This is a genomic window from Qipengyuania gaetbuli (genome assembly GCF_009827315.1).
In the GTDB taxonomy this organism is placed as follows: domain Bacteria; phylum Pseudomonadota; class Alphaproteobacteria; order Sphingomonadales; family Sphingomonadaceae; genus Qipengyuania; species Qipengyuania gaetbuli.
This window is the reverse complement of sequence record NZ_WTYF01000004.1, coordinates 721,981-748,486: the sequence shown is the minus strand read 5'-3', so window position 1 is coordinate 748,486 and position 26,506 is coordinate 721,981. Positions and strand designations below refer to the sequence as shown.

Here is a 26,506-nt window from a genome sequence, read left to right as displayed (position 1 = left end):
GCGGACGGGCGGCAAACGACCCGATTGCGGACTTTGACCTAACCGACCATTTAGGCGCCATGTCGAGCGATTGCTGTTCATCAAAGGGAACCGAGCTAGAGAAGCTTGCAAGGCAGGCAGACCAGCGACGTGTCCTGATCATAGTGCTCCTGATCAACGCTGTGATGTTCTTCGTTGAGTTCGCGGCCGGGGTGATTGCTGGGTCGACTGCCCTCATGGCGGATGCGACCGACATGTTGGGAGACGCCTTGGTTTATGGCGTTAGCCTGTATGCCCTCTCGCGAGGCGACCGATGGAAAGCTGGCGCGGCTGTCTTCAAAGGTATCCTGATCCTATTGCTAGGTATCAGCATCCTGGTGAATGTCGCGATCAAGCTCAGCACTGGAGTTCCCCCATCATCGACATTGATGCTCGTTTTCGGCGGAATGGCACTCGTCGCAAATGTGGTTTGTCTTTCGCTGCTTTGGAGATTCAGACGGCAGGATGTGAATATGGCGAGCACATTCGAGTGCTCTCGTAATGACGTGATCTCGAACGTTGGTGTCCTCATAGCGGCTGGCGCTGTCGCGCTAACGGCGTCGCCTTGGCCCGACATACTGATAGGTGGTGCCATGGCAGTGATCATTCTTCGCTCGTCGGTGAGAGTTCTCAGGGAGTCGATCCCTCAGGTGCGAGCTGGCAAAGCTGAAGTCCGCTAACCACCCCATCTGGCGACAGTATCACCGGGCTAGCGGTGTGTCAGAAGCAGCCCCCGACGGCTAACGACCCGAAATCAGCCCATCAGAGGCTAAAGTTTCCGCGATCTAGGCGGACATATGTTTGTTCTACGGGCTTCGCCCCGTCCCCGAAACGAAGCCCGTGCATTTAGGCTCTACATATCTCCGACCCTGACGATGAACCACTTATCGGCCTGCTGGTCGTAAATGCAGAGAAACATGTCGCGAAAAGTCTTCTGCGCGTCTCCGGGTGTGAAGCCCAAGCCAGAGAGGCGTTCGCGGTCCAGCTTGCTGAATTCGGCATAGGCTGCCTCGCATTCACCGCGCGTTTCGTAGGGGATGCCGGTCGGATGAGCGGCAGCTTGTGAAGCAATTGCGGCAACTGCTGCCAGGCCAAGCATACGTTTCATGTCGTCTCTCCTTTGTTGAGTGCGACAATCCTATCCTGAGCCAAATGAAACCGAATGATGGAGTGCTGATGATTTTAGATTCAAATGAGAAAATCCGGCGTAATCCCCGTGCTGTCCCAATAGTCAGTTAAGCCCATCCTGCTGCAAAGCGACAAGAAATTGTCATGCTGGCGAATCTTCGAAGTGATCGGAATGAAAAGAGGTTGAGTGACCCGTCGGTGCATATCGTTAATCGAAACCTCAACATCCGGATCGTAGCGCAGTTTAATTGGAGCCTCTATCCCGTTGAGGTAATAACCCTTGCAGACATCCATCGCCTCTTCGATTTTGTTGAGAGCACATAGGTATAGAATGGCCGCTACGGCCAAGCTCTGCCAGCCGCTGTTCTCCATCATTGAGCGCACGAGTGTGTTAAGCTTTCGGTCGTCTAATTCACTCATCGCCAGAAGGGCTTCGCGATGGAATTGCAGTGAATGTGGAGGCATCGTTGGACGCGCGACGTCATCGCTTAACAAACGAAGGGCAGCGAAAGGCCGGCCAGTGAACGCAAGGGTCATGTTGCGGCATTGCCAAATACCAGGATGTCCGGGCCAGACCTGAAGAGCATTATCTAGAACGACATCCATCTCATCTACCTTGCCAAGGCAATAAAGATGCCACCCGCGCTTGTAATGCAACGTCGCGGCTAGTGGATCCTCATCTAACAGAGCAGAGATCAACGGCACGGCAGCGGAAACCCGGCCAGTTGCCATCTCGAGAACAGCCATTTCATGCCGCGCCGCAAAATGATCAGGATCGAATTCGAGAATTTCTTGCAAGCGCGATCGCGCGCCCGTCCAATCTCCAAACAGTGGCCTGAGAATAGCAAGCGCGACTCTTGCATCGCCTTGATCCGGATCGAGTGAAAGCGCCGTGGCGGCCGCCTCTTCGCATCGACTTACGTATTCAACCGTAAGCTCGATCGGTTCGTATTCGGCTGCCCTTGCTAGGTGCAAGGCCAGCAGCCCCCAAGCATCTGGATTGTCCGCATTTGCCGTGGAAACCGCCGACTGTAGCCGAGCTATCGATTGCTCGTCAGCCTTGGCCCATCCTTGTCGCCAAACCCTTTGAGCAGAATTGAAAACTTGTTCGAATGGAAGCTTACTTACTTTTAGGGCGTAGCCCTTTGCAGGAATTGTCTCTATAACGACCCGGACAGATCCAACTGCTCGTAGCGAACGTCGCAATTGGTAGATGGAACGGTTTAGGCTATCTTCCCCGACAGTTACCCCGCCCCAACATTTCGAAAACAAAGTCTCGCGGGAGACAGCTGCAAATGGAGTGCTTGCGAGCAATTCAAACACCTGGACGGTGCGAGGCTCCAATGAGACTTCCGCTGACGGACCGACAAGAACGCGACGATCTGGGTAGAGTAATACATCTCCGGTGCGATACTCGACGTGTCTAAGCATTCGACCTCCGCGCGCTGACGGGTATGATTGCCTTCTTTTCTAATCAAATGGTGAGCATCGTGCACCTCAATTCATCGCACTAACGACCGCTTTCCACCCACTTCGTGACCGATTTACCGACCTAGCGATGTCCCAAGTGCGGACGGGCGGCTAACGACCCGATTGCGGACAGTAGAGAATGGGGGCACAGGTGAGCCATGTCCCGCCCATTGCCGCTGCTGAGCTTCATTCTCTGTACTATCGTTTCGGGCTGTTCGCAGAATGCCAACTGTCGGAATTTGACACCTGCGCAATCGGTTTCCCTAGCGATTGAGCAAAAAGGTCAGATGCTTGAGCGATCAACACAGGCATACCGTAGGAATTTCGCATCTGATGTGGCGCGGTTAGCAGGCGATAGCACCGGTTGGGTCGCGAAAGTTTACTTCGAAGGCTAAGACGGTCGAACGCTTATCGCGATGATCGACACTGATTGCTATGTCAGTTGGTCAGAGCGTTGACCGCTTCCCACCCCATCTGACGACGCTCTCATCGAGCTAGCGATGTGACAGGAACAAGTAGCCGCAAAAGCTTATCGAAGATTCTACTACACGCCACAGATGTGTTGAACCAGAAGGCCTCGTGCCGCATCATGTCTGCGTCTCGCCTCTGGAGTCGGCGCCATGGAAAGCCGGTTATCAAGAATTGCCGATTGCGCGCAGTGCGTCGCGGATTGCGCTCGACAGGCAATGGAATCTTCTTCAGCGACCAATGACATGAATGCCCTGCACGATGCCATGGTGGCTTACCGTGCAGCAGCCGTTCACTACATGACTCACCCCTCGATTGCGGACTATGTACGTGCTGATGCATTGAAGTATTCCGGCGACACCCGCGATGCCATCGAGCGCATCGCGGAACTCATCGATCGGCTCACCGAGAGCGATTAGGAGCGATCTACATCACCACATTCGTTATTTTGCGAGCGCTATCGTCAGGATTAGCGCGAAGATCACCAGCACGAATGCGAGCGACAGCCAAAGAACCGTTTCGCCTCTCCCAGGAGGGCCACGGTTATTTTTCATAGAGATTTGCCATAGTTGCGGAACGAGCGGTGGGAGTGAATGTGCCGAGATACTCTTGGTAGGAATTCACTAAGTTAAAGCAGGTCACTAAGGGATTGGGGAATTTGCTAAGTTATACAATAAGTTGTATGAGTTCGGAGTCGCAGAAAATTCTCTAGGCATATCTGCGCCTTGGGACATCCGCTCTCCCGGATGATCCCGCCCTAGCATGGAGGAACCATGCCACTATTTCTCATCTCCCTGGTCTTCCTCGCGGCGCTCCTCGCCGCGTTCATGCTGTCCGAATGGATGGTTGCACGCCGGAGGCGACGAAAGAAACTAAATCCGGTTTTCTCGGAACAGTCATTTCGTAAGCCTGTTGAAGACCATAGGGCGCACTCCCGCAGACGATCTAAAGCGCGTCCTAGCGACTTCGGCGGGTCGCCCAAATCGTCCTGAGCCATCATAGCGAGGCGGCCCGCCATCTTTTGCGAGGCGCACTATTTGTCGCCCGGTTCTGACTCAAAAGAGCGACTTGAATTCTTGAATTCGAAACGGTGGGCAGACTTGTGTTTCCGCGACCCTACACAGGTGCAAATCGATCAGCCCATCGTTCCGTTTACCGGAATTGCCACCTTGGGGAGTTGATTTAGATCGTTACCCCGCGGCTTTACATACGGGGAGCCGCCTGAAGGGCTGGCAGTGGGTGTCCCCTCATGTCAGGCCTTCTTCATTACGTTGGCATGACTTGAAGTTCATCCCCATCACCCCATATCGATAGCACCTGACCTTATGTGGGCCGTTGAGCCTCCCCCCCAGCTTGGCGATCCGCACCTGACACATCACCTTAGGTGCAGCTTCGCCTAAGTTTGGATCTTCGCCTAAGTTTGGATCACTGAATTAACAAGTAATCAGCATTGTTGATCACAGGGGGTCAGCGCGGTTGAAACGAAAATGGCGTCACAACTCCGCGACGCCACTCCGCAATTTGTGCTTATCGGTGGCCGTTAGCAGTTAGATGGCCGTTAGCAGTTGCCTTCAACGCCATCCGCGCAATCGCCAACGGATTCCACGTCTTCAACAGCGCCATCGATTGTATTGCATGCCGGCAGGAGCAGTACGGAACCACCCAGCGCGAGCATTGTAAGAAGCTTTCTCATTTCTCACTCTCCATTGATCAATTGACTTAATAAGAACAGATTCTGCGGCGTGTCGTTCCTGTTTCAACCAAGTTCGGTGCAACTGGAAAGTAAGCAGACGGCGGGGCAACCCCTTGCGGCGGGCATCAACTTTGGCCAGAAAATACTCGGCCAATCAGACCGGGGAGAACTTTCGTGGCAGATGGCGATGGAGCGCGAGCCAGCGACGCTGCAAGGTTCGCAGCAATCGTGTCCTGCTCTTCCGATGCGATCATTTCGAAATCGCTCGATGGCACGGTTGAAACCTGGAACCCTGCGGCAGAGGCGCTCTTCGGGTGGAGCGCGGACGAAATCGTAGGACAGTCAATAACGCGCATCATTCCCGAGAACCGCTTGGAAGAAGAGCGTCGGATCCTAGAGAGCGTTCGTCAGGGCAAAATCGTCCCGAGATTCCGGACAACTCGTTTGTCAAAGGACGGCACCGAGATTCCGATCGCGGTCACGGTTTCACCAGTTCGCGACGACTCTGGTCAGGTAGTGGGTGCATCAAAGATAGCGAATGACCTTCGCGAACAAGCGCGACTTCTAGCTGGTCTGCAAGAAAAGACGGAACAATTTACTGCCCTCGCGAACAATATCCCACAGCTTGCATGGATCGCGAATGCACAAGGGTGGATCTATTGGTACAATCAGCGCTGGTTTGATTATACGGGAACGACCCTGCAAGACATGGAGGGTTGGGGTTGGAAGAGTGTTCATCATCCCGACCATGTCGACAGGGTCGTGCGGCGCATTCAGGAAGCCTGGGACAGCGGTGAGCCTTGGGAGGATACTTTCCCTCTCAAACGCCATGATGGAGCCTATCGTTGGTTCTTGAGTCGCGCGAACCCCCTCAAAGATAGTGATGGTAGAGTGATCCTATGGTGCGGCTCAAACACCGATATCACGGAAGAGCTTGAAGCGAGGAAGCGGATCGAGATGCTAATGAGGGAGGTTGGCCACCGCTCTCGCAACATGCTCGCGACCATTCAGGCGATGATCAATCGCTCGCGCCACAAATCCAGCGAGGAATTTGCGGATTCGCTCATCCATCGCATTGCTGCATTGAAGTCCAATCAGGAAATCTTGGACGGGGGAGATTGGACCGGAGCACGCATCGTCGATGTCGTGAATGCCCAAACCCAGCACGTTAGTGACCAGCAGCGCTCCCGGATTCAGGTTGTGGGTTCCCAAGATCTGATTATTAGCGCGCGACATGCTGAGGCTCTTGGCCTCGCGATACACGAGTTGGCTACCAATGCAGATAAATACGGAGCGCTTTCGACTGAGACTGGGACTGTTCAGATTGGGTGGCAACGTTCAGACAACAAAGAAGAACATTTAAGTTTAGAGATTTTCTGGTCTGAGTCCGGCGGCCCGGAGGTCAGTCTCCCCAGTCGAAGAGGATTCGGCTTTCTACTGGTAAAACAGAACGTCGAAGCAGTCTTCAATGGCGGCGTTTCTTTCGACTTTCGCCGAGAAGGCATCATCTGGTCGCTCACTTGCCCGGCGGATAACTGTCTGATTGATCACATCCACAGGGTAGATCCCCAAGACTATCTCTCTTGAATGGCGCGCCACCTGAATCGGTTAGCCGATCACGGAATCCGTTCGCCGTAAGTGTTAAGCGTCTGGTGCACTATGGTCAGGCGCACCAAGGTCGCGAGCCACTTGGTGCTGATCCACCCCTGTGACGCCGAGGCCAGCTCTGATGCTTTTCGGTAACGGGTGGGCGATTTGGAGGATGTTTGCTGCTCGCCAACTTTGCTACTGATTTGCCGAGTGAGAGGGGCCTCAGAAGCTGACTAGCTTGAAACGACCCGGAAAAGCGCGGCGGCGCTTCCAGGCATGATGCCGTTCTGCGTTGACGGTATTTCTCGGAACGACCGCTTTGCCGTTCCGTTAGTTTGTTACGGCAGTGCCCAGACGATGAGAGCACGCCTGTTTCACCTAGCAAGCAAACTCCTCGAAAGGAGAACGCCATGACCAACCATGCCACGATGCTCGAGCGAGCAAGCGACGGAGATGTCGCCCACGACGAAACGGCCGCACTTATCGCCTCCGACAAGGTCGAAGGCACGACGGTGTATAACAAGAACGGCGAAAAGCTTGGCCAGATCGAAAACTTCATGGTCGGAAAGCGCACCGGCCGCGTCGAATACGCCGTCATGAGTTTCGGCGGCATTCTAGGGCTGGGGAAGAACCATTACCCCATTCCGTGGGATCGCCTTGAATACAATGTCGGAATCGGAGGCTATATAGTCGATATTGACAAGGAGGCCCTCAAGGACGCGCCCTCCTATGCTCAGGATGACCAGCCGCAGTTCAATTCGGATTATGTGGTCGGTGTCCGCAGCTACTATGGCATTCCGTACTAAGCTGGATGACCAACGGGCGGCCTATGCCGCCCGTTTCATCATGTCTGCTCGTGCTTGAGTTTCGGCTGTGAGCGCCTTTGAAGCGCAAGCGAACAAGCCAAATTGGTCAACTGCCCATCAAAGTGCTACATTCCTTTGGTAACGGTGACAGCAGATTGCGGGCGAGGCTGCATTTAACCTTTCCTATCTTAGCTTCTGCATGAGCTCTTGGCCCCGATTGGAGGCCCCATGCCTACTCTCATACTCGAAATTCACGATCTGGATGACGCAATAATCGATGTCATCACAATGGAAGGCGGTAACCCCGCTTGCGCCTTTCACTATCTGGAGGAGAATGAAACCCCGTTCCCCGTAAAGCTTTGGCGAGAGGGCTATCGAGGACGGGCATTTCTCGGCGACGTCCGGCGCGACGACCGAGGTGTATGGCACATTCAGGATAGGCAGGTCGAAGCGGAGGTGGATGATGCGTAGGCTCGGCATCATAGGTGCGATAGGTGGTGCTGTCGTGTTGGCTTACAGGCGGTGGGGGCGTTCGAGGCAACGTAACGCGGCGTTCGGTCCCGATCAGCCTCACGACAGTCACATGGACGTTCGCGACGCCGGCCCCGGGGCGATGCGCGACAAGCCTGTGAGGGAATGGACTGAAACCGACGAGGATCTCGATGAAAGCTTCCCTGCCAGTGATCCTCCTGGAGGGTATTGAGCCTAGCCTTCTAGGGGCATGGTACAGATGGCACTCAACCTACTCTTGGCAGAAGTTGCGCTTTCCCCATCTAGCAACTGATCTACGGGGAAAAATTTGGTATCAAGCCGCCACTCAGTGATGGAGCCAATTGCTACAATCCGACCTCAATAGCGCTCGCGGCGGGTTGAGCAAATCGTCGACCTTTTCAGTCTATATCAGCGGGTAGGACAATCGGTCGTGTGCTCGGATATGGGAACCTCCCCATGACGTCATCGGTAGTCTGACAATCATGCACCGAACAGGCGGAAAAGTTGTATAATAAGATTATCAAACCGCCACAGCGTTCCGCATTTATTGATCTAGTGAACGCCGCCATTCGAGCTGGTTTTGAGACCGGCCTAATAAGCAAGGCTCCTCTAGAAAAGAACTACCTGCTGGAGAAGGCCGCATCTGATGTCAGTTTGGACGATTTCGGTGATGATTGGTTCGAAGCACCAATGGAGGTGTTGCTTGGGTCGTTGAACCACGAAGCGAATTTGAATGAAGCGGGGCAATGGGCAGCACAGAAGCAATTCTCGCACGTCCTTCACGGCCGGCTAATGGCTCAAAGGTGGTTCGGTGATCGCCCTGAAATCTTAGCGAGACCTATCTCACGCCCGATTGTGATTGTCGGACCCATGCGATCCGGCACGACCCGACTTCATCGTCTCTTGGCAGTTGATCGACGCTTCAATCATCTACGTAGTTTCGAGACCATAAGTCCGGTGCCGCGGCCCGATTTCATAGAAGTCATCGAAGGTATCAAGAGCGATCGGCGTCCAGCCATAGCACGGCGGATCATGGCGATCGCACGACTGGCGAATCCGCGTACGCTGTCTATCCACCCGACCGGGCCCTTCGAACCCGAGGAGGAATTGGGCCTGCTCGTCGCGAGCATGTGGGGTATGAAGCACGAGACACAGTGGTCGATTCCGACTTACGCCAGGTGGTGTGAGGCTCAGGATGCTACCCCGGCCTATTTACACATGGCCAATCTCCTTCGATTGGTTGGCTGGTCGCAGCAGGCGCCCATCGATCGCCCATGGCTCCTTAAGACACCCCAGCATATGTTGGACTTGCCTGCACTGCTGAGAGTTTTCCCCGATGCAAGGCTCATCTTCACCCATCGAGACCCAGTGAAACTGGTGGGAAGCGCTGCATCACTGGCTTGGAACCAAACAATAATTTACTCGAACAAGACCAACCCTCGGAAGTTAGGGCGAGAATGGCTTCGCAAGACTGCGCTCAAAGTACAGCGTATGCAGGAAGCACGAAGGAGCATACCCGACAGCAACATGATCGACGTTAATTATGACGACATGGATAGGGATTGGTTCGGCACTATGAAGCGAGTGTACGAATTTCTGAGCTTGGACATCGGACCTGCTGTGCCTGCGATGAAACAGTATCTTTCCCGCTCCAAAAGGCTGAAGCGGCGCCCTCATAAATATAGCCTAGCTGAATTTGGCATCGGGGACGGCGAGGTAAGGGAGCGCTTTTCAAACTACTCGCGAACCTTTGATATTGCCTCTGAGGTCAGCGTTGCCCCACAATCCCGTCGAATGCATCACAAATTCGGGCAACCGCTTAAGCAATGCTAATGTCCTCTCTTATCCTTTTGTGAGTCACTGCTAATGCACCTACCGGAAGTAGCAGTTTCCCTGCCGCTGATTGCGAAGCGTCGGTTGGATAGCGGGTCCGAGAGCTATTCCTAATCAGACCACAACTGGCATTCCGCTTCAACGCTTAGCAAATCGGGGAAAGAGCGGCCCTTCCGCTTTAGGATGTGCTGCGTAATCGACCCGCCATCTATGTCATTGGCAGGAATATCATATATATATATATAGGCCGCGACTGCCATTGGACAGGGCGATCGCATCGTCCGCATTTGAAAACGTCAAACCTGTGGGTCGGCCTCCGGCGAAAGTATGTATTTCGCCTTGTGTGCCCAGTGAGAAGCCGCTGCCTTCGGTCCAAGAAATGATGAAAGCTGTTTCGCCATCACTCCATGTAATCATATTCGGCTGCGGGCTGACGTCCGAATTGCTTGACGCAGAAAACCCACTTCCGACAGATTTTGAACCGCGGTAAATCAGGACGGCCTGGTCACCCTCTCGATTGGCAAAGATAATGTCTTCGTACTTCTGCCGATCTGACTTGTATTAGATCTCAGGCAAAAAATCGGTTGGTGGGTTTTCGCCGCCCTTGTCTTTACCCCCACCTTTTCCATCGGGAGGCGCTGCGGAAGCGGCAAATGCCATTGCTAGAGCAATGGCCGCTGTGGGTGAAAATCTTGAAACACGCATGATCGGTCCCCTGTAGGAGAAATCCCGCGCGACCATCTTCTCTTGTGATTGACTCCTAATAGCACAACTCAACGCACTTCTCGAATCCGCGGATAAAGCGTCCGCTTCCCACCCATCATCGGACATTCGCGGTGCTGATTACCGGAGCAAAGCTGCCGGTCCGCTTTCAGGCATCCGCAGGGAAAGCCTGAACGTCCGGAATGAGGGCGCAAAGCTGACACTGATCCCATGTCGCTTCGAGCATGACGGGGGAGGGGGGATTCAATACCCCGGGGATAACCTTAGAAAGTGATCGGGTGAGGGGGTGTCGTTGGGGGTAATGACCGCGAAAATTAGAGAATAACCCTTTAATTACAGGATAATAAGAAGGCTATTCCTGTCCCTCCTCCGCTACCAGAATCCGAACAGCAGCGGCGCAAGGGAATTCCACCAGTCCGTGCGGGCGATGAGCGGCGAAACTGCATGCAGCGGGATCAGGATCGCCATGGCCCCGAGGGTCACAGGGTGGATCCGGCCCAGCTTGCGCTTGTCGTAGATGGCAAGCGCGATCAGAACTGCATCGCCTACCAATGCCGGTATCATGTCCGACCATGGAAAAGGGATCACGGTCATCCAGCTAATTCGTGAAAAGGCTGGGGCGAAAAGGTTCAGAAATGCCACGAATATGAGCCGCCGATGCCACTCAACTCGCCGCGTCGCTTCGAAGATGGCCCAGGCAAACGCGATGCAAAAAACCGTGATATCGACCAAGTTGTAGATCGCATATTCGAACGGCTGTTCAACGCCGCGGGCCTGTCGTTCGGCTGCCGCTTGCACAGTCTGCCATATGCCGAGCGGCAACATCGCTCCGGCAAGCGCGACCCCTGCCATGCCGAGTTCGCGGTGCAGCTTCACTTTGCCTGTTCTTACCAGCTGCGTTTGCACCACGAAGAGCCCAACCCAGGCGAAGAACGCCAACCCGTGCAGGTGGCGCAAAAGCGTGAATTGATTGCTGCCTGTTGCCAGGGGAATGAAGTAGGTGGCGGGAAAACTCAGCAGAACCAGAGCGGCAATCAAAAGTGCGCTTGTCGCGAAGAAGCCGCTCGATCTGCGGCCAGGAGTTACCTTGCCCATTCCCCGTCCCCCCCGATTTTGGACAGACCTAACATCATTGCAGACAACACAGAAGCGTGTCCGAGTTGGGTTGTAACACGCGTCGCCGAGGCAATTGTTGCCGGTCATGCCAATCAATCGATCAAATTCGAAGGTCGGGGCGGCGAGCCTCCCTCCGCTACGATTTCCCAGAAATCCGCGGTCACACGCCACTTCTTGCCAAGATGCGACCGGCAGGTGTAGCCAACCCGTCAGGGTCGCTGGGAGGAGGCTCTATTGGCAAATCAACCAGCGAAGACGCGCATCTATCAGAACCATCACCTGGATTCGACCAGGTGGAATTGGTTCAAACCCCGCGACAACGACATCATCATCGCAACGTCCTACAAGGCCGGGACGACGCTGATGCAGACGATCGTCGCCAACCTCCTGTTTCCGCACGACGACATGCCGGCGCCTGCATCCGATTTGTCGCCCTGGCTGGATTTCAGGCTCTTCCCGCTTGAACTGACGCTCGGCCAGCTGGAGGCGCAGGAACACCGGCGGTTCATCAAGACGCATACCCCGCTCGATGGCCTGCCCTATTTCCCCGAAGCCAAGTACATCTGCGTCAGCCGTGATCCACGGGACGTCTTTATGTCGCTCCTCAACCATTGGGGAAACCACACCGAAGCGTTCTACATGGCGGCGAATTCGACACCCGGCAGAGTAGGCGACGAGTTCCCGCGTTTCGGCGGCGATATCAAGGAGATGTGGAGGGACTGGATCACCCGAAGCTGGTTCGACTGGGAGATCGGCGGCTACCCCTATTGGTCGCATCTGAGCTACGCGCTCACCTTCTGGAACCATCGCGAGATGGACAATATCCTGATGGTCCACTTCAACGATCTGCGGGCCGATCTCGATGGCGAGATGAGGCGCATTGCCGCGTATCTGGACATCGACGTGGCGGAGGAAGACTGGCCGGACGTCATTCGCCGTTGCACTTTCGAAGAGGTCAAGAAGAACCCGTCCAAGGTGGTGGGCGAGGGTATCTCCTTCGCCTTCGAGGGAGGGGCGGATACTTTCATCCACAAGGGCACCAACCGGCGCTGGGTTGGCGTACTGGATGAGGAAGACCTCGCGCTTTACGAGGAAGCGATGGCCAAATTGCCGCAGGATTTCAGGCAGTGGCTTGAACGCGGGAGCCAGGCAGGAATGGCTGGCTAGCTATTCCTCCGCCACCGGATGTCCTCAAGATTTGTGCTTGGCGCTCGACTGTCATAGTCTTCGCTCGGGTCCGGGGGAGATTGGTTATGAGTGCTTTCGCGCGATCCGTGTTTCATGCCGTTGCTGTTACTGCCTTGGCCTTACCTGCGATGCAGGCGCGGGCTCACGAACCGGTTGTCCCTGAACTGGAAGCGATGCGGGTCGCAAACATGCAGGGAGCCACGCTGGCATTCCTCGGCACGCTGACTGACGAACAACGCGAAAAGGCGAGCAGCACGCTGGACGACAATGCCACCAGGACAAGCTGGTCCAACCTGCCTGTCAGCATGGCGCCGAGGTCAGGACTGGTCGTAGCGGAAATGTCGCCCGAACAGCGCCGCGCGCTCCACGCCATGATGGCGTCGGCACTATCCAGCCAGGGCTACCTCAAGTCGGCGACGATCATGTGGCACGAGGACGTGCTGCGTGCGATGTTCGACGCGATGGTGGGGGCTATGCCGGACAGCGATCCGCGCAAGGCGCAGGCGCTCGGTTTTGCCGACAATTACGACAGCGAGAAGTATTTCGTCTCCGTGTTCGGCGATCCCCGGGAGGAGGATTGGGGTTGGCTGGTTACGGGACATCATTTCGCCGTCAACTTCACCGTGTCCGGCGGCAAGATCGCGTTCACGCCGATGTTTCTCGGTGCCAATCCGCAAATTGTCCAGGAGGGCCGCTACGCAGGCTGGCAACTGCTCCAGCATGAATCCGACAGGGCGTTAGCCTTGCTCGGATCGCTCGACGACGATCAACTGGTGCAGGCCGTTGTGGCGGCAGAGGTGGATGGCGCTGTCTTTGCCGGGCCGGGTAAACAGGAAAGCCACCAGCAGTCCTTCGGCATAAAGGCCTCGGACCTCAATCCGGTCCAGCGCCAACTGCTTAACGGCCTGCTCGACGAATATCTCGGCGATGCGTCGAATGAGGCGGCCGCGCGGCAACGCGCTTCGATCGAAGCCGACGGTCCGGACACATTGCGATTTGCCTGGTGGGGGCCGACCGACCAGCCGAGAGGCCGCTATATGTTCAGAGTGCAGGGCCCGTCAGTGCTGATCGACTATGTCCGTGAACCGTCCGGCGACGGAGCGCATAATCACGTGCATTCGATCATGCGCGACCCGTCGAATGACTACGGAGCCGACTGGTTGAAGCGCCACTACCAGGAAGCGCACCAGGAGTAGCGCGCGAGATATGCGACCTAGGGGGGCGAGCTCTCCAGCCGCTACCGCACCTCCGTCGCTTCGGGCGAGCTGGTCGCCGCCAACATTGCCTGGCAGCTGGTGCCTCCGGTCCTGGCTGACGGGTCCGCCAAGGCTTCGAGGTCGTTCACGTAGGCCTCGGGCAATTCGGACCTTATCCTGGCCCAGGTTTTGCTCCCTCCCGGCGTGCAGATGATCCGCAGGAAATCCGGGCCGGCCCCGAGATCGAAGTGCCTTGCCGGGACCAGCCCTTCCTCGGCGCGATCCCACAGCTGGAACGTCGCCCAGGCGTGTTCGCGCATCATGTAGTCAAAGCGCATCTGGTCGGTAGGATCGAGCTCCCGGGAACCGTCCAGTCCGAAGCGGAAGACTTCTGCCGTCTCGCGGCTCTCGTAAATCGAGCTGCGAAACTTCGACCACTGGGACATGCTCGCATTCGATTCCTCGCGGCTCGCAATCTTGGTGCCTTCCGAGATCTGGAAAGCGACAAACATCAGCGAAACAATAAGCGCGGCTGTCGAGACGACCTGAGCGATGAAGGAGACATATTCCATGCGCCGGTGGCGATGGACTGCGTCAGGATCCTGTCCGCTTGCAGGTTCGATTTTCTCGGCATTCCATTCCCCCCGGATGGCCGCAACTGACTTTCGATCATGTATCGTGCGGCTTTTTGAGGAGCAAGAAGCGCCAGCCAACCCGGCCGAAATCGCAAGGGTCGGGAGTTACTCCCAGCTCGCGCCGGTCGATCGCCAGGTCTTGCTTTCGGCATCCCACACGCTGGCGGTGACGCAAGGAGTCGGGTTGATCCCGTCGCACTGCGATCCGTGAACGTCTGCCAGCAACACCGCATGCGGACCCAGCTTCGCCATGCCCCAACCACGGGTCAGCATGGAAGCGAGGGTGCCGTCTACAAGGAAGTGCGCCATCGTTCCGCCGGTGCCTCCATACATCGAGGCAGCGGTGGAACAGGCGAAGCCCGATTCGTTCAGCGCCCAGTCCTCGTCGCCGTCACCGTCGAGGTCGACCCGCTGGATCGCAGCGTCTTCCATGGCGAATTTGCCGCCGTCCAGTTCCGCGCAAACCGAGGCGGCCTCGTCTATCTTGGTCTGCAACTGCGCCGGCACATCGGCTGAAGGTTTCGCATGAAGCTGCGCCGGGAAGACCAGCATCGCAGATGCCATGATCGCGCCAAAGTTTCTGACACCCACCCTGTGTCCTCCTCTCGAATTCATCGACCCCTGACCGGAAGCTGGCGCAAGACCGGAAATTCGGCAAGTCCTGCGCTCGACCCGCTGACCACCACCCTTATTGGCGAAGGAGTTTTCCCGGGAACATTGACATCCCCGCGGAGTATATTAGATAATGCTCATATTAGGGAGCTAGAGACCATGTCTACCCACGATACCGCTATGAAAAACGCCACGACCCAGATCCGGCGCGCGCTCGACGACAAGGCGCTGAAGCCTTCGATCGCTGGGTTCTTCGACGAAGCGACCAATACGATCAGCTACGTCGTCCACGATCCCGCCACCAACGAGGCGGCGATCATCGACTCGGTGCTCGACTACGATGCCGCTGCAGGCCGGACTTCGAACGGTTCGGCGGACCTCATCATCGAATATGTCACCAAGAACGATCTCACCGTGACCTGGCTGATCGAAACGCACGCCCATGCCGATCACATCTCGGCAGCGCCCTATCTGCAGGAAAAGCTCGGCGGCAGGCTCGCCATCGGGCGGGAGATCATTCGCGTGCAGGAAGTCTTCGGCAAGCTGTTCAATGCAGGCACCGAATTCCAGCGCGACGGTTCGCAGTTCGATCATCTGTTCGATGACGGCGAGACCTTCAAGCTCGGCACGCTTGAGGGCATTGCGCTGCATGTTCCCGGTCACACGCCGGCGGACATGGCCTTCATCATCGGCGATGCCGCATTTGTCGGCGACACCATCTTCATGCCCGACTTCGGGACTGCCCGTGCGGACTTTCCCGGCGGCGACGCGCGCCAGCTGTACCAGTCCATCAAGCGGCTCCTGTCGCTGCCCGAGGACACGCGCCTGTTCCTTTGCCACGACTACAAGGCACCCGGCCGCGACGAATATGCCTGGGAAACCACGGTCGGCCAGCAGAAGCGAGAGAACGTGCACGTCAAGGAAGGCACAAGCGAGGACGAATTTGTCGAGATGCGTACTGCGCGTGACAAGACGCTCGCCATGCCCAAGCTCATCATGCCCAGCGTGCAGGTGAACATTCGCGGCGGGCGCCTGCCCGAACCGGAGGATAATGGCGTGAGCTACATCAAGATCCCGGTGAATGCGGTATGATGCTTCCCGGCTTCCCTGAAGCAGCCCCGCTCGCCGGCCTGGCTGGCGGGCTGCTCATCGGCCTCGCTGCAGCGCTGATGCTGCTCGGCGCGGGTCGTGTTACCGGCGTGTCCGGCATTGTCGGACGAGCATTCGGCATCAACGACAGCGGGATGTCCTGGTCGAGCGCCTGGACCTTCGTCATCGGCCTGCCGCTCGGCGCGTTTCTGGTGGCAACGTTGAAGGGTGGGTTCGAGCCAGAATTCGTGCCCCTGCCACTGCTCGCTGTTGCCGGTGTGCTCGTCGGTTTCGGCGCGCGTCTCGGCAGTGGTTGCACCAGCGGCCATGGTGTTTGCGGTGTCAGCCGCCTGTCGCAGCGCTCGCTCGTGGCGACGGCAACCTTCATGATCGCGGGTATCGCGACCGTGGCCGTAATGGGAGCTCTGTAATGATCCGGACCCATCTACCCCCCCTGGTTTCTGGCACCCTGTTCGGCGCGGGCCTCGCGCTTGGCGGCATGACCGACCCTGCACGCATCCGCGGGTTCCTCGACATCTTCGGTGCGTGGGACCCGACGCTGGCCTTCGTCATGGGCGGCGCAGTGCTGGTCATGGGCATCGCATGGCGTTTCGTGCCCCGGATGGCTCATCCGGTGTTCGCGCCCAAGTTCTCGCTTCCTGACAGGACCGACCTGACCCCGCAGCTGGTGGGCGGCGCGACCCTTTTCGGTGTGGGCTGGGGCCTTGCCGGCCTCTGTCCGGGGCCTGGCTTCGCAAGCCTCGCCATCGCCCCGCTCGAGGCAGTGGTGTTCTGCGCCAGCCTGCTGGCCGGGATGCTGATGCATCGCGTGCTCTTCGACCAGAAAGCAAAGGCACCTGCCCATGCAAGCCACTAAGCTAACCGATCGCCTGAGCGTTCGCGGCCAGATTACGGCCGAGGACGTGCATGCCGCCAAGGACGCCGGCTTCACGACTATCGTCTGCAACCGGCCCGACGGCGAAAGCCCCGACCAGCCTTCCGCCGAAGCAATCGCTGCGGCAGCGAGCGAGGCTGGCCTGGCGTTCCACAATAACCCCGTGACCCCTGACACGCTGACGCCCGAGAAAGTCCGGTTCCAAGGCGACATCTTGGGGTCTGCCGAGGGCAAGGTGCTGGCCTATTGCGGCAGCGGTCGGCGCTCAACCATCCTCTGGATGCTGGCAAACCCGGACGGGCTGACGCCGGACGAGCGGGTCGATATCGCAGCGCAGGCCGGATACGACCTCGCCTCGATGCGTCCGAACCTCTGACCGGCGGAGCGTTGAATGGGTAGCAGGGCTCCCGGCACCGGGAACGGATCGCTGACAGGCGGCGCGATGCGCCTGACCCGCCAGCACGCCCAGCGCTACCTGCCCATCCTCGACTGGGGGCGTACCTACGACAGGGGCACGCTGTCCAACGACCTCATCGCGGCGGTGATCGTCACGCTGATGCTGATCCCGCAGAGCCTCGCCTATGCGCTGCTGGCGGGCCTGCCGCCAGTCGTCGGGCTCTATGCCTCGATCCTGCCCCTAATCGCCTATGCCATCTTCGGTACCAGCCGCACGCTTTCGGTCGGGCCGGTGGCCGTGGTCTCTCTCATGACCGCGGCAGTGGCCGGAAAGGTCGCTGCGGGCGGTACGGCCGAATATCTCGCCGCGACCATCGCGCTGGCAGCGATTTCCGGGCTGATGCTGACCGCCATGGGCCTGCTACGGCTCGGCTTCCTTGCCAACCTCCTGTCGCATCCGGTCGTCAGCGGTTTCATCACCGCAAGCGGGATCATCATTGCTGCCAGCCAGCTCAAGCACTTGCTTGGCGTGAAGGCAGAGGGCGAAACGCTGGTCGAAATCGTGCTGTCGCTTGCCTCGCATATCGGGGACACCAACCAGGTCACTCTGGCGATTGGTGCGGGCGCCACTGCGTTTCTCGTATGGGTGCGAAAGGGGCTGAAGCCTACCCTGATGAAGCTTGGCCTCAAGGAAGGAACAGCGGGGGTGGCGACCAAGGCGGGTCCTGTGCTCGCGATCGTCGTGACCACGGCAGCTGTAGCCTTGCTGGGCCTCGACGAGCGCGGTGTCAGGACCGTGGGCGACATCCCGGTCGGCCTGCCACCGTTTGCCTTGCCCAGCTTCGATGCGGGGTTCTGGTCGGAATTGCTGGTCGGAGCCGCCTTCATCTCGATCATCGGCTTCGTCGAATCCGTGTCTGTCGCGCAGACGCTTGCCGCCAAGCGCAGGCAGCGCATCGATCCCGACCAAGAGCTGGTGGCGCTGGGCACGTCGAATCTGGCTTCCTCGCTGTCCGGAGGCTTTCCGGTGACCGGCGGTTTTTCACGTTCGGTCGTCAATTTCGACGCCGGCGCAGCAACGCCGGCGGCGGGGGCTTTCACGGCCATCGGCATTGCGCTGGCCACCGTTTTCCTGACGCCGCTGCTGTTCTACCTGCCGCTGGCCACCTTGTCGGCGACGATCATCGTGGCGGTTCTCACCCTGGTGGACCTGCACAAGCCCGTCGAGCTGTGGCGCTATTCCAAGCGTGACTTCATCGCGATCACTGCCACGATCCTCGTCACGCTGGTGGACGGGGTGGAATCGGGCGTGCTGGTTGGCGTGATCGCCAGCCTTGCCTTGTTCGTGTGGCATTCCTCGCTGCCGCACGCGGCGGTGGTGGGGCAGGTCCCCAATACGGAGCATTTCCGCAATGTGCGCCGGCACAAGGTCCTGTGCGATCCGCAGGTCCTCACCATCCGGGTCGACGAATCCCTGACCTATCTCAACTCGCGCTGGCTGGAGGAATTTGTCCTCAGCGAGATTGCCGACAATCCGGAGGTGAAACATCTCGTCCTGATGTGCTCGGCAGTCAATTTCATCGATGCTTCGGGACTGGAAGTACTGGAGGCGCTCAACGAGCGGCTGGGCGATGCAGGGGTGACCATGCACTTGTCCGAAGTGAAGGGACCCGTCACCGACCGGCTGTCGCGGACCCACTTCCTCTACAAGCTGAGCGGCAAGATCTTCCTGACGCAGTTCGATGCGTTCAGGACGCTCGCCCCCGATGCCGCTGCACGCGGCATTATGTCGACGCCGGACCTCGGCGCCAACCGGATAGAGAAACGGATGTGAGCGGGGTGGGCGCGAGGATCAGGCAGAAGCCTGACCGGCGTCCGTTTCGCATTGCGCGCAAAACAGGTCGTAGAGCGTGCCGATCACGGCCTTCGCGTCTTCGCTGTCGATCGAATACCAGACGAACTGCGATTCCCGCCGGGTCTTCACGAGGTTCTCGCGCCGCAGGACGCTCAGGTGCTGCGAAAGTGCCGATTGCGAGAGCGGGATCTTGGTCGCCAGTTCGCCGACCGTCATTTCCTTCTGCGACAGCTGGCACAGGATTATCAGGCGAGATTCATTGGCCATCGACTTCAGCAGCGCAACGGCGCGGCCGGCATTTTCCTGCATCATTTCAAGCGGAAGATCCACTTGGCGACTCCTTGGCTGCGGGCATCACGCGCGCGTCTGACAACCGGGCCATTCGCGGTTGCGTCGCGAAACCGGCCCTGCAATAGCTGTATTAGGAACTCGTGATATGAAAACAAGTCGCGAGCCGGTGGAGAGAGATGGGCTTTAACCCCTTCGAGACCGTCCGCGAGGACGTGGCCCTGTCGCCGCAGGTGGCCGACGAGGTGAAGACCTCCACCTGTTACATGTGTGCCTGCCGCTGCGGGATCAGGGTCCACCTGAAGGACGGCACGATCCGCTATATCGAGGGCAATCCCGATCATCCGGTCAACAAGGGTGTGCTGTGTGCCAAGGGTAGCGCGGGCATCATGCACCAGTATGCGCCGGCCAAGCTGACCAAGCCACTGCTTCGCACAGGCGAGAGGGGATCGGGCGAATTCCGCGAGATCGAGTGGGACGAGGCGCTGGAACTGGCGACCCAGTGGCTGGGCGAGGTTCGCGAGCGTGATCCGGCCAAGCTCGCCTTCTTCACCGGGCGTGACCAGTCGCAATCTCTGACCGGATGGTGGGCCAGCCAGTTCGGCACGCACAATTTCGCAGCCCACGGAGGCTTCTGCTCGGTCAACATGGCTGCAGGCGGGCTCTACACGCTGGGCGGGGCCTTCTGGGAATTCGGCGAGCCCGATTACGAGCGCACGCTCTACCACATGATGTTCGGCGTGGCCGACGATCATGACAGCAATCCGATCAAGCTTGGCCTCGGCAATCTGAAGACCCGGCCGGGGACGAAGTTCGTGTCGGTCAATCCGGTGCGTACCGGCTATTCGGCGATCGCGGATGAGTGGATCGGGATCAGGCCGGGGACCGACGGACTGTTCGTGTTCGCGCTGATCCATGAACTTCTGCGGGCGGAGAAGATCGATTGGGCGAGCCTTGCCCGCTATTCCAACGCGCCCTGGCTGGTCATCAACGAGCCGGGCGCTGCCGATGACGGCCTGTTCCTGCGGCACGAGGACGACGGCGCACCGCTTGCATGGTGCCTCGAGCAGGACCGGGCGATCAGGGCCAATGCTGCGCACATCAAACCGGCCTTTGCGGGCGAGCGAGAAATGAATGGCCGCCGCGTCGTTCCGTCCTTCCAATTGCTCGCGGAACGGTACCTAGACGCCGAATTTTCAGCCGATGCCGTTGCAGCGACGACCGGCATTCCGGCGGACACGATCCGCCGCATTGCCGCAGAACTGGCGGAGACGGCGTTCGAGAAGGAAATCGTAATCGAGGAGCCGTGGATCGATGCCTGGGGGCGTCACCACGACCGCTTCGTCGGCCGGCCCGTGTCCTTCCATGCCATGCGCGGCATCTCGGCGCATTCGAACGGTTTCCACACCTGCCGGGCCATCCACATCCTGCAGGCGCTGCTTGGCTCGGTCGATTGCCCTGGAGGATGGAGGTACAAGGCGCCGTTCCCCAAGCCGATCCCGCCCGGCGTCAAGGCGGCTTGGCCCAAGGCGGAAGCGGGCGTTCCGCTGGACGGCCCACCGCTGGGCTTCCCGCGATCGCCTGAAGACCTGATCGTCGACCAGCACGGCGAACCGCTGAGGATCGACAAGGCTTTCAGCTGGGAGCACCCGCTGGCGCTGCACGGCATGATGCACATGGTGCTGCACAATGCCGCCACGCAGGACCCTTACGGCATCGATTTGCTGTTCATGTTCATGGCCAACATGGCCTGGAACAGTTCGATGAACATCCCCGACACGTTGGGCTATTTCACGAAGAAGCGCGAGGACGGCGAATACGTCATCCCGAAGATCATCTACTCCGATGCCTTCTGGTCGGAGACGGTCCCCTATTGCGACCTCATCCTGCCCGATACGACCTATCTGGAGCGGTGGGACTGCATCTCCATGCTCGACCGGCCGATCTCGTCTGCCCATGGCGGCGGGGACGCGATCCGCCAGCCGGTCCTTCCGCTCGACCGCGATGTGCGCCCGTTCCAGACTGTCCTGCTCGATCTCGGCGCGCGGCTGGGCCTGCCGGGCATGACCAATCCCGACGGATCGCCGAAATTCCCGGGCGGGTACGAGGACTATATCATCAACCACGAACGCGCGCCCGGGGTGGGTCCGCTATCGGGCTGGCGCGGCGAGGACGGGAGCAAGTCGGGCGTCGGTTCGGTCAATCCCGAACAGCTCGACCGCTACATCGAGAACGGGTGTTTCTGGCACGAGGAACTGCCGCTTTCCGCGCAATTCATGAAATACGCGAACCGCGAATACCTCGCCTATGCCAAGAAAATGGCTTGGCTCGGCTCGACCGACCCAATCACCTTCCAGCTCTACAACGAGGATTTGCAGAAATTCCGCCTGGCGGCGCGCGGGCACGGCAAGATCCAGCCGCCGGAGGAGCATCGCGAACGGATCGACACCTATTTCGACCCGCTGCCCATCTGGTACCAGCCATTCCTCGAACGCGAGGAGGGCGGGGAAGACTTCCCGGTCCACGCTCTCTCGCAGCGGCCGATGCACATGTATCACAGCTGGGGCAGCCAGAATGCGTGGCTCCGGCAAATCACCAGCGCGAACAAGTTGCACATGCACCGCGACCTTGCCGCCCGCCACGAGCTTGCGGACGACGACTGGGTTTGGATCGAGAACGGCCGCGGTCGCGTGAAGGCGCAGGTGAAGCTCGTCACCGGCGTGAACCCCGATGTCGTGTGGACCTGGAACGCGATCGGTAAGCGCAAGGGCGCCTGGGGCCTCGACAAGGACAGCCCCGAGATGACGCGCGGCTTCCTTCTCAATCACATCATCACCGAGAAGCTGCTGCCGGAGAAGGGCGACAAAGCCTATTCCAATTCGGACCCGGTGACCGGCCAGGCCGCATGGTACGATCTTCGCGTCCGCTTGCGGAAGTGTACGGCGGAGGAGGCAGGTGAAGCATATCCCGTTTTCGAGCCCGTCGGACAGCGCTTCACGGGGCAGGACGGCCCGCTGGAGTTTGGCGCGGACCTCAGGGGTGACGGGACGGGCGGGAAGGCCGCACTCAAGGAATTCATCGGCCAGCGGCACGCCAATCACAGCTGGATCGACGGCATCAGGGATGGGCGCGGTAACCGTGGGAATAAGGGGACATGACCAGCCTTCCGGAGACTACTGGCAAGAAGCTCGGCCTCGTCGTCGATCTCGACATCTGTGTCGGGTGTCACGCCTGCGCGGTGAACTGCAAGGAATGGAATGCAGGCGCGAAGTCCGCGCCGCTCACCGACTACGACCCCTACGGCAAGAAGCCGGACGGCGTATGGTTCAACCGTGTCCACACCTACGAGACGACCGATGAGGCCGGCCGCGGCCAGACCGTCCATTTCCCGCGGTCCTGCCTGCACTGTGAGGATGCGCCTTGCGTGACCGTGTGCCCGACAGGGGCGAGCTACAAGCGCGAGGAAGACGGCATCGTGCTGGTCAACGAGGACATCTGCATCGGCTGCAAGCTGTGTAGTTGGGCGTGCCCCTATGGCGCGCGCGAATATGACGAGAACCAGGGCGTGATGAAGAAATGCACGCTCTGCGTCGACAAGATCTACAACGAGAACCTGCCCGAGGAGAGCCGCGTGCCGGCCTGCGTATCTACCTGTCCGGCAGGCGCGCGCAGTTTCGGCGACTTGGGCGATCCGGATAGCGAAGTGTCGCGCCTCGTCGCTGCAAGAGGCGGCTACGACCTCATGCCCGAGCAGCAGACGAAACCGGTCAACAAATACCTGCCGCCGCGACCGCGACAGGACGGGCGGGAAGGGGCCAAGGCACCGCGCATGCTGGACCATGTCGACGAGACGACCGAAGGGGCGGGCCTGATCGCCCGCTGGGTCGACAAGATCCTGTCGTAGGGGAACGGGCGATGCATCCTGCGAAATCCGTGATCTTCTTCACTACCGCCAGCGGCGCGGGCTACGGGATGATGATCGTCTTGGCCTTGCTCGCATCGCTGGGCGTCCTGCCGCGAGAGGCGGGTTTCGGTTTCGCGACTTTCGGCCTGGCTTTTACCCTGATCGTTGCGGGGTTGCTGTCCTCGACGCTGCACCTTGGACGTCCGGAACGCGCATGGCGGGCGTTGTCGCAGTGGCGGTCGAGCTGGCTTTCACGCGAAGGGCTGGCGGCAGTGATCGCCTTCGTCCCGCTCGGCCTGTTCGCGATTGCGTGGAGCTTCAACCTCGTCGCAAGCTCGACCAACGTCGTTCTGGGCATCGTGGGAGCGGCCGTGTCGCTCGTGACGCTTTACTGCACGGCCATGATCTACGCTTCGCTGCGGCCTGTTCCCGCGTGGTTCAACGGCTGGACTGTTGCGGGCTATCTTGTCCTCGGGCCGATGAATGGCGCGGTGATCCTCGCATTCCTGCTGGACGCTTTCGATGCCGACCAGGCGACGGCGATCACGCGGCTGCTTGCGCTGGTAATGTTGATAATCGGGCTAGGCGTGAAGATGGCCTACTGGCGGCGCATCCACACCTCCGCGCCCGTCAGCACGGCAGGTTCGGCGACAGGGCTGGGACATTTGGGGCGGGTCGAGATGACCGGGAGCCCGCACGACAATGACAATTACCTTCTACGCGAAATGGGATTCCGCATCGCGAGGAAGCACGCGGACAAGCTCCGGCGGATTACCGTATGGTCCGGTTTCATCATCCCCATGCTCGCCATGGTGTACGGGCTGGTCTTCCCCTTCGAACCTTTGACACTGCTGTTTGCGGTGATTGGCCTGGTCGCCTGCCAGATCGGGGTTGCGACCGAGCGTTGGCTGTTCTTCGCCGAAGCCAAGCACGCCGTAACCCTGTATTACGGAGAGCAGGCCGTCTGACCTCACTGGCTCAGCCGCGCTTCGGCTTCACGTAGCTGGGTAAGATCATCGATATCCTCGAACGCATCGCCACTGCCATCTGTAGGCCATTGTATTTCGAGCGCCTCCTGCGCCTCCGCAAACCGCCGGAGTGAACGCCCGCCTTGTGCGATGAAAGCGGCAAGCTCGTCCGGCGCAACCCGCCAGAGACCGGCCATCGCCTGTAAATGCCCGCTCGCGACGGGAAGCGCGGCACCTTTACCACCGATAGCTGCCGCAAGGCGCGGCAAAAGGTCGCGGTGAAGGAAAGGCATGTCGCAGGCCACCAGCAGGACGTGAGAGCAGTGCTGCTCACCGGCGAAGCGGAACGCGCTGGCGAGCGCCGAAATCGGGCCGAGGTTTTCCGCGCTGTCGAACAGGATGGGAAGGTCCGAAGGCGCTGCCTGCCCGGGCTCGCTCACCGCTATCGCGATGGTGTCGCCCCATGTTTGCGCCGCATCGATGGCACGTTCCAGCATGGATCGTCCGGCCAATATCCGGGCGGGCTTGTCTCCGCCAATGCGTTCGCCACGCCCGCCTGCGGCGATGACTATGGCAACCCGGCTTGGATGCAGAACTTCGACCACTGATGCAGGCTAGGCCGGGCGGACGAGGCCGTCCATGCCGATTGCATCCGCTCGTTTGTCAGACCGCTGCGCTGAAGCGCGTTTTTGACACCTGCCTGTACGGGTCGAGCAGGGCGGCGATCGTCCGCGCATAGGGCAGGCCGTCGGGGTCCATGGTCAGCACTCTCCCGTCGAGCGAAGCCAGTCCGCGGGCAGTAAACGCCGACAGGCGGCAGGCGATATCGGCCGTGAGATATTCGGGCAATTCGGTCCTGCCCTGACAGAGCAGATCCTCGATCGCCTTGCCGCGTTCGCGGTCCTCTGCGCTGCGCTCGAACCCGCGCTGGGCGGTGAGCGACCCTTGCGAGGCGATCATACGATAACGCCCGCTGTTCTTCTCGTTCTGGGCGAGGAGGTGAGGGAAGGAACTGATCGCCGAACTGCCGAGGCCGATCAGGTTCGGCGCGGCATCGTCGGTAAAGCCCTGGAAATTGCGGTGCACCCGCCCTTCCGTCGCTGCGCGTGCAAGGGGATCGCCGCCGGGCCGCGCGAAATGGTCGAAACCGACCGGCAGATAGCCGTGGGTCGCCAGGTAGGAATAGCCGAGCCCGGCCATGGCGAACCGCTCCGCCTGGTCGGGCAGGTCGGTATCGTCGATCATCCGCTGGCGCGGGACGATGTGCGGCACATGGGCATAGCCGAATAGCGCGACGCGATCCGCGCCTAGAGCGCGGGTGCGCTGGAGCGTGTCGAGCAGGTCGTCGCGGGTCTGGCCGGGCAGGCCGTACATGAGATCGAAATTGAGCGAAGTGACGCCTGCATTCCTGAGCAGATCGACCGTCTCGACAATCGAATCCTCTGTCTGCACACGCCCGATCGCTTCCTGGCAGTGCGGGGCGAAGGTCTGGACGCCTAAGCTGGCACGCTCGATCCCGACGTGGCCGATCACTTCGGCCCAGGAGCGCGTCATCGTGCGCGGATCGAGCTCGATCGAGAAGATCGGGTCGTCGAGACCGAAGCGGATGGTCAGCGTGTCGACCAGCCGCACGAAATCGGTAGGCGTGATGGCATTGGGGCTACCGCCACCGAATGCCACCCGCCCGACCTTCGTGCCTCGCGGGAGGAGCGAGGACACGAGATCAATCTCTGCGTGCAGTGCCGAGAGATAGGATTCCAGCCGCTGCCGACGCCCGGCCTTGCCGGTATTGCAGCCGCAGTAGAAACAGATTTTCTCGCAGAAAGGGATGTGGACGTAGAGCGAGACATCGCCCGACACGATCTCCAAGGCCTTGCGATAGGCATCGCCCGGGATGTCGCCGAATTCGGCGGCAGTCGGGAAGCTGGTGTAACGCGGAACGGGCGTTGCGAGCAGGTCGGGGTGATAGGGCCACATGCAGGCCGGATTGGCGGGAATTGCCCCCGCTTTCATTGACTTCGATCAAGCCGTTTTCGAGAGCAACCGGCGTGACACCCTTTTTGCAGGCAGGCGCCGGGTTCGTCTTCTCCGCCGGTGCGCATCGGGAGGGTGAGGACGATGGTCTCACCACTGGCGCAAAGCG

23 protein-coding genes are annotated in these 26,506 nt (G+C 59.4%); 15 read left to right on the top strand and 8 right to left on the bottom strand.

Features of this window, described 5'->3' with window-relative positions:
* The first annotated feature begins 59 nt into the window (after nt 1-59).
* Complete coding sequence (locus GRI42_RS06000; protein WP_160607416.1) at nt 60-698, top strand: cation diffusion facilitator family transporter; 639 nt, start codon at nt 60-62, stop codon at nt 696-698.
* 173 nt (nt 699-871) lie between these two features.
* Here the strand turns inward: GRI42_RS06000 and GRI42_RS05995 are convergent, their stop codons facing one another.
* Both GRI42_RS05995 and GRI42_RS05990 read right to left on the bottom strand, forming a co-directional pair.
* Complete coding sequence (locus GRI42_RS05995) at nt 872-1,126, bottom strand: hypothetical protein (RefSeq protein ID WP_160607415.1); 255 nt, start codon at nt 1,124-1,126, stop codon at nt 872-874.
* 80 nt (nt 1,127-1,206) lie between these two features.
* Nucleotides 1,207-2,577, bottom strand: coding sequence for a winged helix-turn-helix domain-containing protein (locus GRI42_RS05990; protein ID WP_160607414.1), 1,371 nt, complete (start codon nt 2,575-2,577; stop codon nt 1,207-1,209).
* Nucleotides 2,578-3,302: 725 nt separating this feature from the next.
* On the opposite strand from GRI42_RS05990, the gene GRI42_RS05985 reads away from it, so the two are divergent.
* From GRI42_RS05985 to GRI42_RS05970, 4 genes are all read left to right on the top strand, one after another.
* Nucleotides 3,303-3,503 carry a hypothetical protein gene (locus tag GRI42_RS05985; RefSeq protein WP_160607413.1) on the top strand — a complete coding sequence of 67 codons (201 nt, stop codon included), beginning with the start codon at nt 3,303-3,305 and terminating at the stop codon, nt 3,501-3,503.
* A gap of 1,448 nt (nt 3,504-4,951) precedes the next feature.
* Nucleotides 4,952-6,364 carry a PAS domain S-box protein gene (locus GRI42_RS14130; RefSeq protein ID WP_160607412.1) on the top strand — a complete coding sequence of 471 codons (1,413 nt, stop codon included), beginning with the start codon at nt 4,952-4,954 and terminating at the stop codon, nt 6,362-6,364.
* Nucleotides 6,365-6,777: 413 nt separating this feature from the next.
* Nucleotides 6,778-7,173 (top strand): PRC-barrel domain-containing protein, encoded by a 396-nt coding sequence (locus GRI42_RS05975; protein ID WP_234033865.1) that lies wholly within the window; start codon nt 6,778-6,780, stop codon nt 7,171-7,173.
* Nucleotides 7,174-8,169: 996 nt separating this feature from the next.
* A complete protein-coding gene (locus GRI42_RS05970) occupies nt 8,170-9,498 on the top strand; it encodes a sulfotransferase family protein (protein ID WP_199800433.1) in 1,329 nt (442 codons plus the stop codon).
* A gap of 1,095 nt (nt 9,499-10,593) precedes the next feature.
* Here GRI42_RS05970 and GRI42_RS05965 read toward each other — a convergent pair.
* The gene (locus GRI42_RS05965; RefSeq protein ID WP_160607411.1) at nt 10,594-11,316 is read right to left on the bottom strand and encodes a hypothetical protein; all 723 of its coding nucleotides are present in this window, start codon (nt 11,314-11,316) and stop codon (nt 10,594-10,596) included.
* A 255-nt stretch (nt 11,317-11,571) separates the two neighbouring features.
* Between GRI42_RS05965 and GRI42_RS05960 the strand changes: the two genes are divergently transcribed.
* Nucleotides 11,572-12,504: a sulfotransferase domain-containing protein gene (locus tag GRI42_RS05960; protein ID WP_160607410.1), complete on the top strand. Its 933-nt coding sequence runs from the start codon at nt 11,572-11,574 to the stop codon at nt 12,502-12,504.
* Nucleotides 12,505-12,590: 86 nt separating this feature from the next.
* Nucleotides 12,591-13,721, top strand: coding sequence for a DUF3500 domain-containing protein (locus tag GRI42_RS05955; RefSeq protein ID WP_160607409.1), 1,131 nt, complete (start codon nt 12,591-12,593; stop codon nt 13,719-13,721).
* A 41-nt stretch (nt 13,722-13,762) separates the two neighbouring features.
* Here GRI42_RS05955 and GRI42_RS05950 read toward each other — a convergent pair whose 3' ends face one another.
* Entirely contained in the window at nt 13,763-14,434 is a 672-nt protein-coding gene (locus GRI42_RS05950; protein WP_160607408.1) for a hypothetical protein, read from the bottom strand.
* Between the two features lie 27 nt (nt 14,435-14,461).
* Nucleotides 14,462-14,920: a hypothetical protein gene (locus GRI42_RS05945; protein WP_234033861.1), complete on the bottom strand. Its 459-nt coding sequence runs from the start codon at nt 14,918-14,920 to the stop codon at nt 14,462-14,464.
* Between the two features lie 228 nt (nt 14,921-15,148).
* Here GRI42_RS05945 and GRI42_RS05940 point away from each other — a divergent pair, with 228 nt between their 5' ends.
* The 5 genes from GRI42_RS05940 to GRI42_RS05920 are packed head-to-tail and all read left to right on the top strand — an operon-like array spanning nt 15,149 to nt 19,182.
* Nucleotides 15,149-16,060: an MBL fold metallo-hydrolase gene (locus GRI42_RS05940; protein ID WP_234033859.1), complete on the top strand. Its 912-nt coding sequence runs from the start codon at nt 15,149-15,151 to the stop codon at nt 16,058-16,060.
* Nucleotides 16,057-16,488 carry a YeeE/YedE family protein gene (locus GRI42_RS05935; RefSeq protein ID WP_160607405.1) on the top strand — a complete coding sequence of 144 codons (432 nt, stop codon included), beginning with the start codon at nt 16,057-16,059 and terminating at the stop codon, nt 16,486-16,488. Before GRI42_RS05940 ends, GRI42_RS05935 begins: the two co-directional genes overlap by 4 nt.
* Complete coding sequence (locus GRI42_RS05930) at nt 16,488-16,934, top strand: DUF6691 family protein (RefSeq protein ID WP_199800432.1); 447 nt, start codon at nt 16,488-16,490, stop codon at nt 16,932-16,934. Before GRI42_RS05935 ends, GRI42_RS05930 begins: the two co-directional genes overlap by 1 nt.
* Complete coding sequence (locus tag GRI42_RS05925; protein ID WP_160607404.1) at nt 16,921-17,328, top strand: TIGR01244 family sulfur transferase; 408 nt, start codon at nt 16,921-16,923, stop codon at nt 17,326-17,328. Before GRI42_RS05930 ends, GRI42_RS05925 begins: the two co-directional genes overlap by 14 nt.
* Nucleotides 17,329-17,343: 15 nt before the next feature.
* Complete coding sequence (locus GRI42_RS05920) at nt 17,344-19,182, top strand: SulP family inorganic anion transporter (protein WP_170290001.1); 1,839 nt, start codon at nt 17,344-17,346, stop codon at nt 19,180-19,182.
* 18 nt (nt 19,183-19,200) lie between these two features.
* Here the strand turns inward: GRI42_RS05920 and GRI42_RS05915 are convergent, their stop codons facing one another.
* Nucleotides 19,201-19,533 (bottom strand): ArsR/SmtB family transcription factor, encoded by a 333-nt coding sequence (locus GRI42_RS05915; RefSeq protein WP_325065305.1) that lies wholly within the window; start codon nt 19,531-19,533, stop codon nt 19,201-19,203.
* Between the two features lie 137 nt (nt 19,534-19,670).
* Between GRI42_RS05915 and GRI42_RS05910 the strand changes: the two genes are divergently transcribed.
* Genes GRI42_RS05910 through GRI42_RS05900 form a run of 3 tightly spaced genes read left to right on the top strand, consistent with a single transcriptional unit; the run spans nt 19,671 to nt 24,363 of the window.
* Nucleotides 19,671-22,649: a molybdopterin oxidoreductase family protein gene (locus GRI42_RS05910; RefSeq protein ID WP_160607403.1), complete on the top strand. Its 2,979-nt coding sequence runs from the start codon at nt 19,671-19,673 to the stop codon at nt 22,647-22,649.
* Nucleotides 22,646-23,395 carry a 4Fe-4S dicluster domain-containing protein gene (locus GRI42_RS05905; protein ID WP_160607402.1) on the top strand — a complete coding sequence of 250 codons (750 nt, stop codon included), beginning with the start codon at nt 22,646-22,648 and terminating at the stop codon, nt 23,393-23,395. The genes GRI42_RS05910 and GRI42_RS05905 overlap by 4 nt, the downstream gene beginning before the upstream one ends.
* Nucleotides 23,396-23,406: 11 nt before the next feature.
* The gene (locus tag GRI42_RS05900) at nt 23,407-24,363 is read left to right on the top strand and encodes a dimethyl sulfoxide reductase anchor subunit family protein (protein WP_160607401.1); all 957 of its coding nucleotides are present in this window, start codon (nt 23,407-23,409) and stop codon (nt 24,361-24,363) included.
* Nucleotides 24,364-24,365: 2 nt separating this feature from the next.
* Here GRI42_RS05900 and mobA read toward each other — a convergent pair whose 3' ends face one another.
* Nucleotides 24,366-24,968 (bottom strand): molybdenum cofactor guanylyltransferase, encoded by a 603-nt coding sequence (mobA, locus tag GRI42_RS05895; RefSeq protein ID WP_160607400.1) that lies wholly within the window; start codon nt 24,966-24,968, stop codon nt 24,366-24,368.
* 58 nt (nt 24,969-25,026) lie between these two features.
* Entirely contained in the window at nt 25,027-26,340 is a 1,314-nt protein-coding gene (locus GRI42_RS05890; protein WP_160609095.1) for a radical SAM protein, read from the bottom strand.
* Between the last annotated feature and the right edge of the window lie 166 nt (nt 26,341-26,506).

Bases quoted from the DNA above. Each gene is read 5' to 3' on its own strand.
- GRI42_RS05930 (WP_199800432.1), top strand. From the start codon at position 16,488: ATGATCCGGACCCATCTACCCCCCCTGGTTTCTGGCACCCTGTTCGGC.
- GRI42_RS05945 (WP_234033861.1), bottom strand. From the start codon at position 14,920: ATGGCATCTGCGATGCTGGTCTTCCCGGCGCAGCTTCATGCGAAACCT.
- GRI42_RS05900 (WP_160607401.1), top strand. From the start codon at position 23,407: ATGCATCCTGCGAAATCCGTGATCTTCTTCACTACCGCCAGCGGCGCG.
- GRI42_RS05985 (WP_160607413.1), top strand. From the start codon at position 3,303: ATGGAATCTTCTTCAGCGACCAATGACATGAATGCCCTGCACGATGCC.
- GRI42_RS05990 (WP_160607414.1), bottom strand. From the start codon at position 2,577: ATGCTTAGACACGTCGAGTATCGCACCGGAGATGTATTACTCTACCCA.
- GRI42_RS06000 (WP_160607416.1), top strand. From the start codon at position 60: ATGTCGAGCGATTGCTGTTCATCAAAGGGAACCGAGCTAGAGAAGCTT.
- GRI42_RS05975 (WP_234033865.1), top strand. From the start codon at position 6,778: ATGACCAACCATGCCACGATGCTCGAGCGAGCAAGCGACGGAGATGTC.
- GRI42_RS05935 (WP_160607405.1), top strand. From the start codon at position 16,057: ATGATGCTTCCCGGCTTCCCTGAAGCAGCCCCGCTCGCCGGCCTGGCT.
- GRI42_RS05965 (WP_160607411.1), bottom strand. From the start codon at position 11,316: ATGGGCAAGGTAACTCCTGGCCGCAGATCGAGCGGCTTCTTCGCGACA.
- GRI42_RS05955 (WP_160607409.1), top strand. From the start codon at position 12,591: ATGAGTGCTTTCGCGCGATCCGTGTTTCATGCCGTTGCTGTTACTGCC.
- GRI42_RS05995 (WP_160607415.1), bottom strand. From the start codon at position 1,126: ATGAAACGTATGCTTGGCCTGGCAGCAGTTGCCGCAATTGCTTCACAA.
- GRI42_RS05905 (WP_160607402.1), top strand. From the start codon at position 22,646: ATGACCAGCCTTCCGGAGACTACTGGCAAGAAGCTCGGCCTCGTCGTC.
- GRI42_RS05910 (WP_160607403.1), top strand. From the start codon at position 19,671: ATGGGCTTTAACCCCTTCGAGACCGTCCGCGAGGACGTGGCCCTGTCG.
- GRI42_RS05920 (WP_170290001.1), top strand. From the start codon at position 17,344: ATGGGTAGCAGGGCTCCCGGCACCGGGAACGGATCGCTGACAGGCGGC.
- GRI42_RS05925 (WP_160607404.1), top strand. From the start codon at position 16,921: ATGCAAGCCACTAAGCTAACCGATCGCCTGAGCGTTCGCGGCCAGATT.
- GRI42_RS05940 (WP_234033859.1), top strand. From the start codon at position 15,149: ATGAAAAACGCCACGACCCAGATCCGGCGCGCGCTCGACGACAAGGCG.
- GRI42_RS05890 (WP_160609095.1), bottom strand. From the start codon at position 26,340: ATGTGGCCCTATCACCCCGACCTGCTCGCAACGCCCGTTCCGCGTTAC.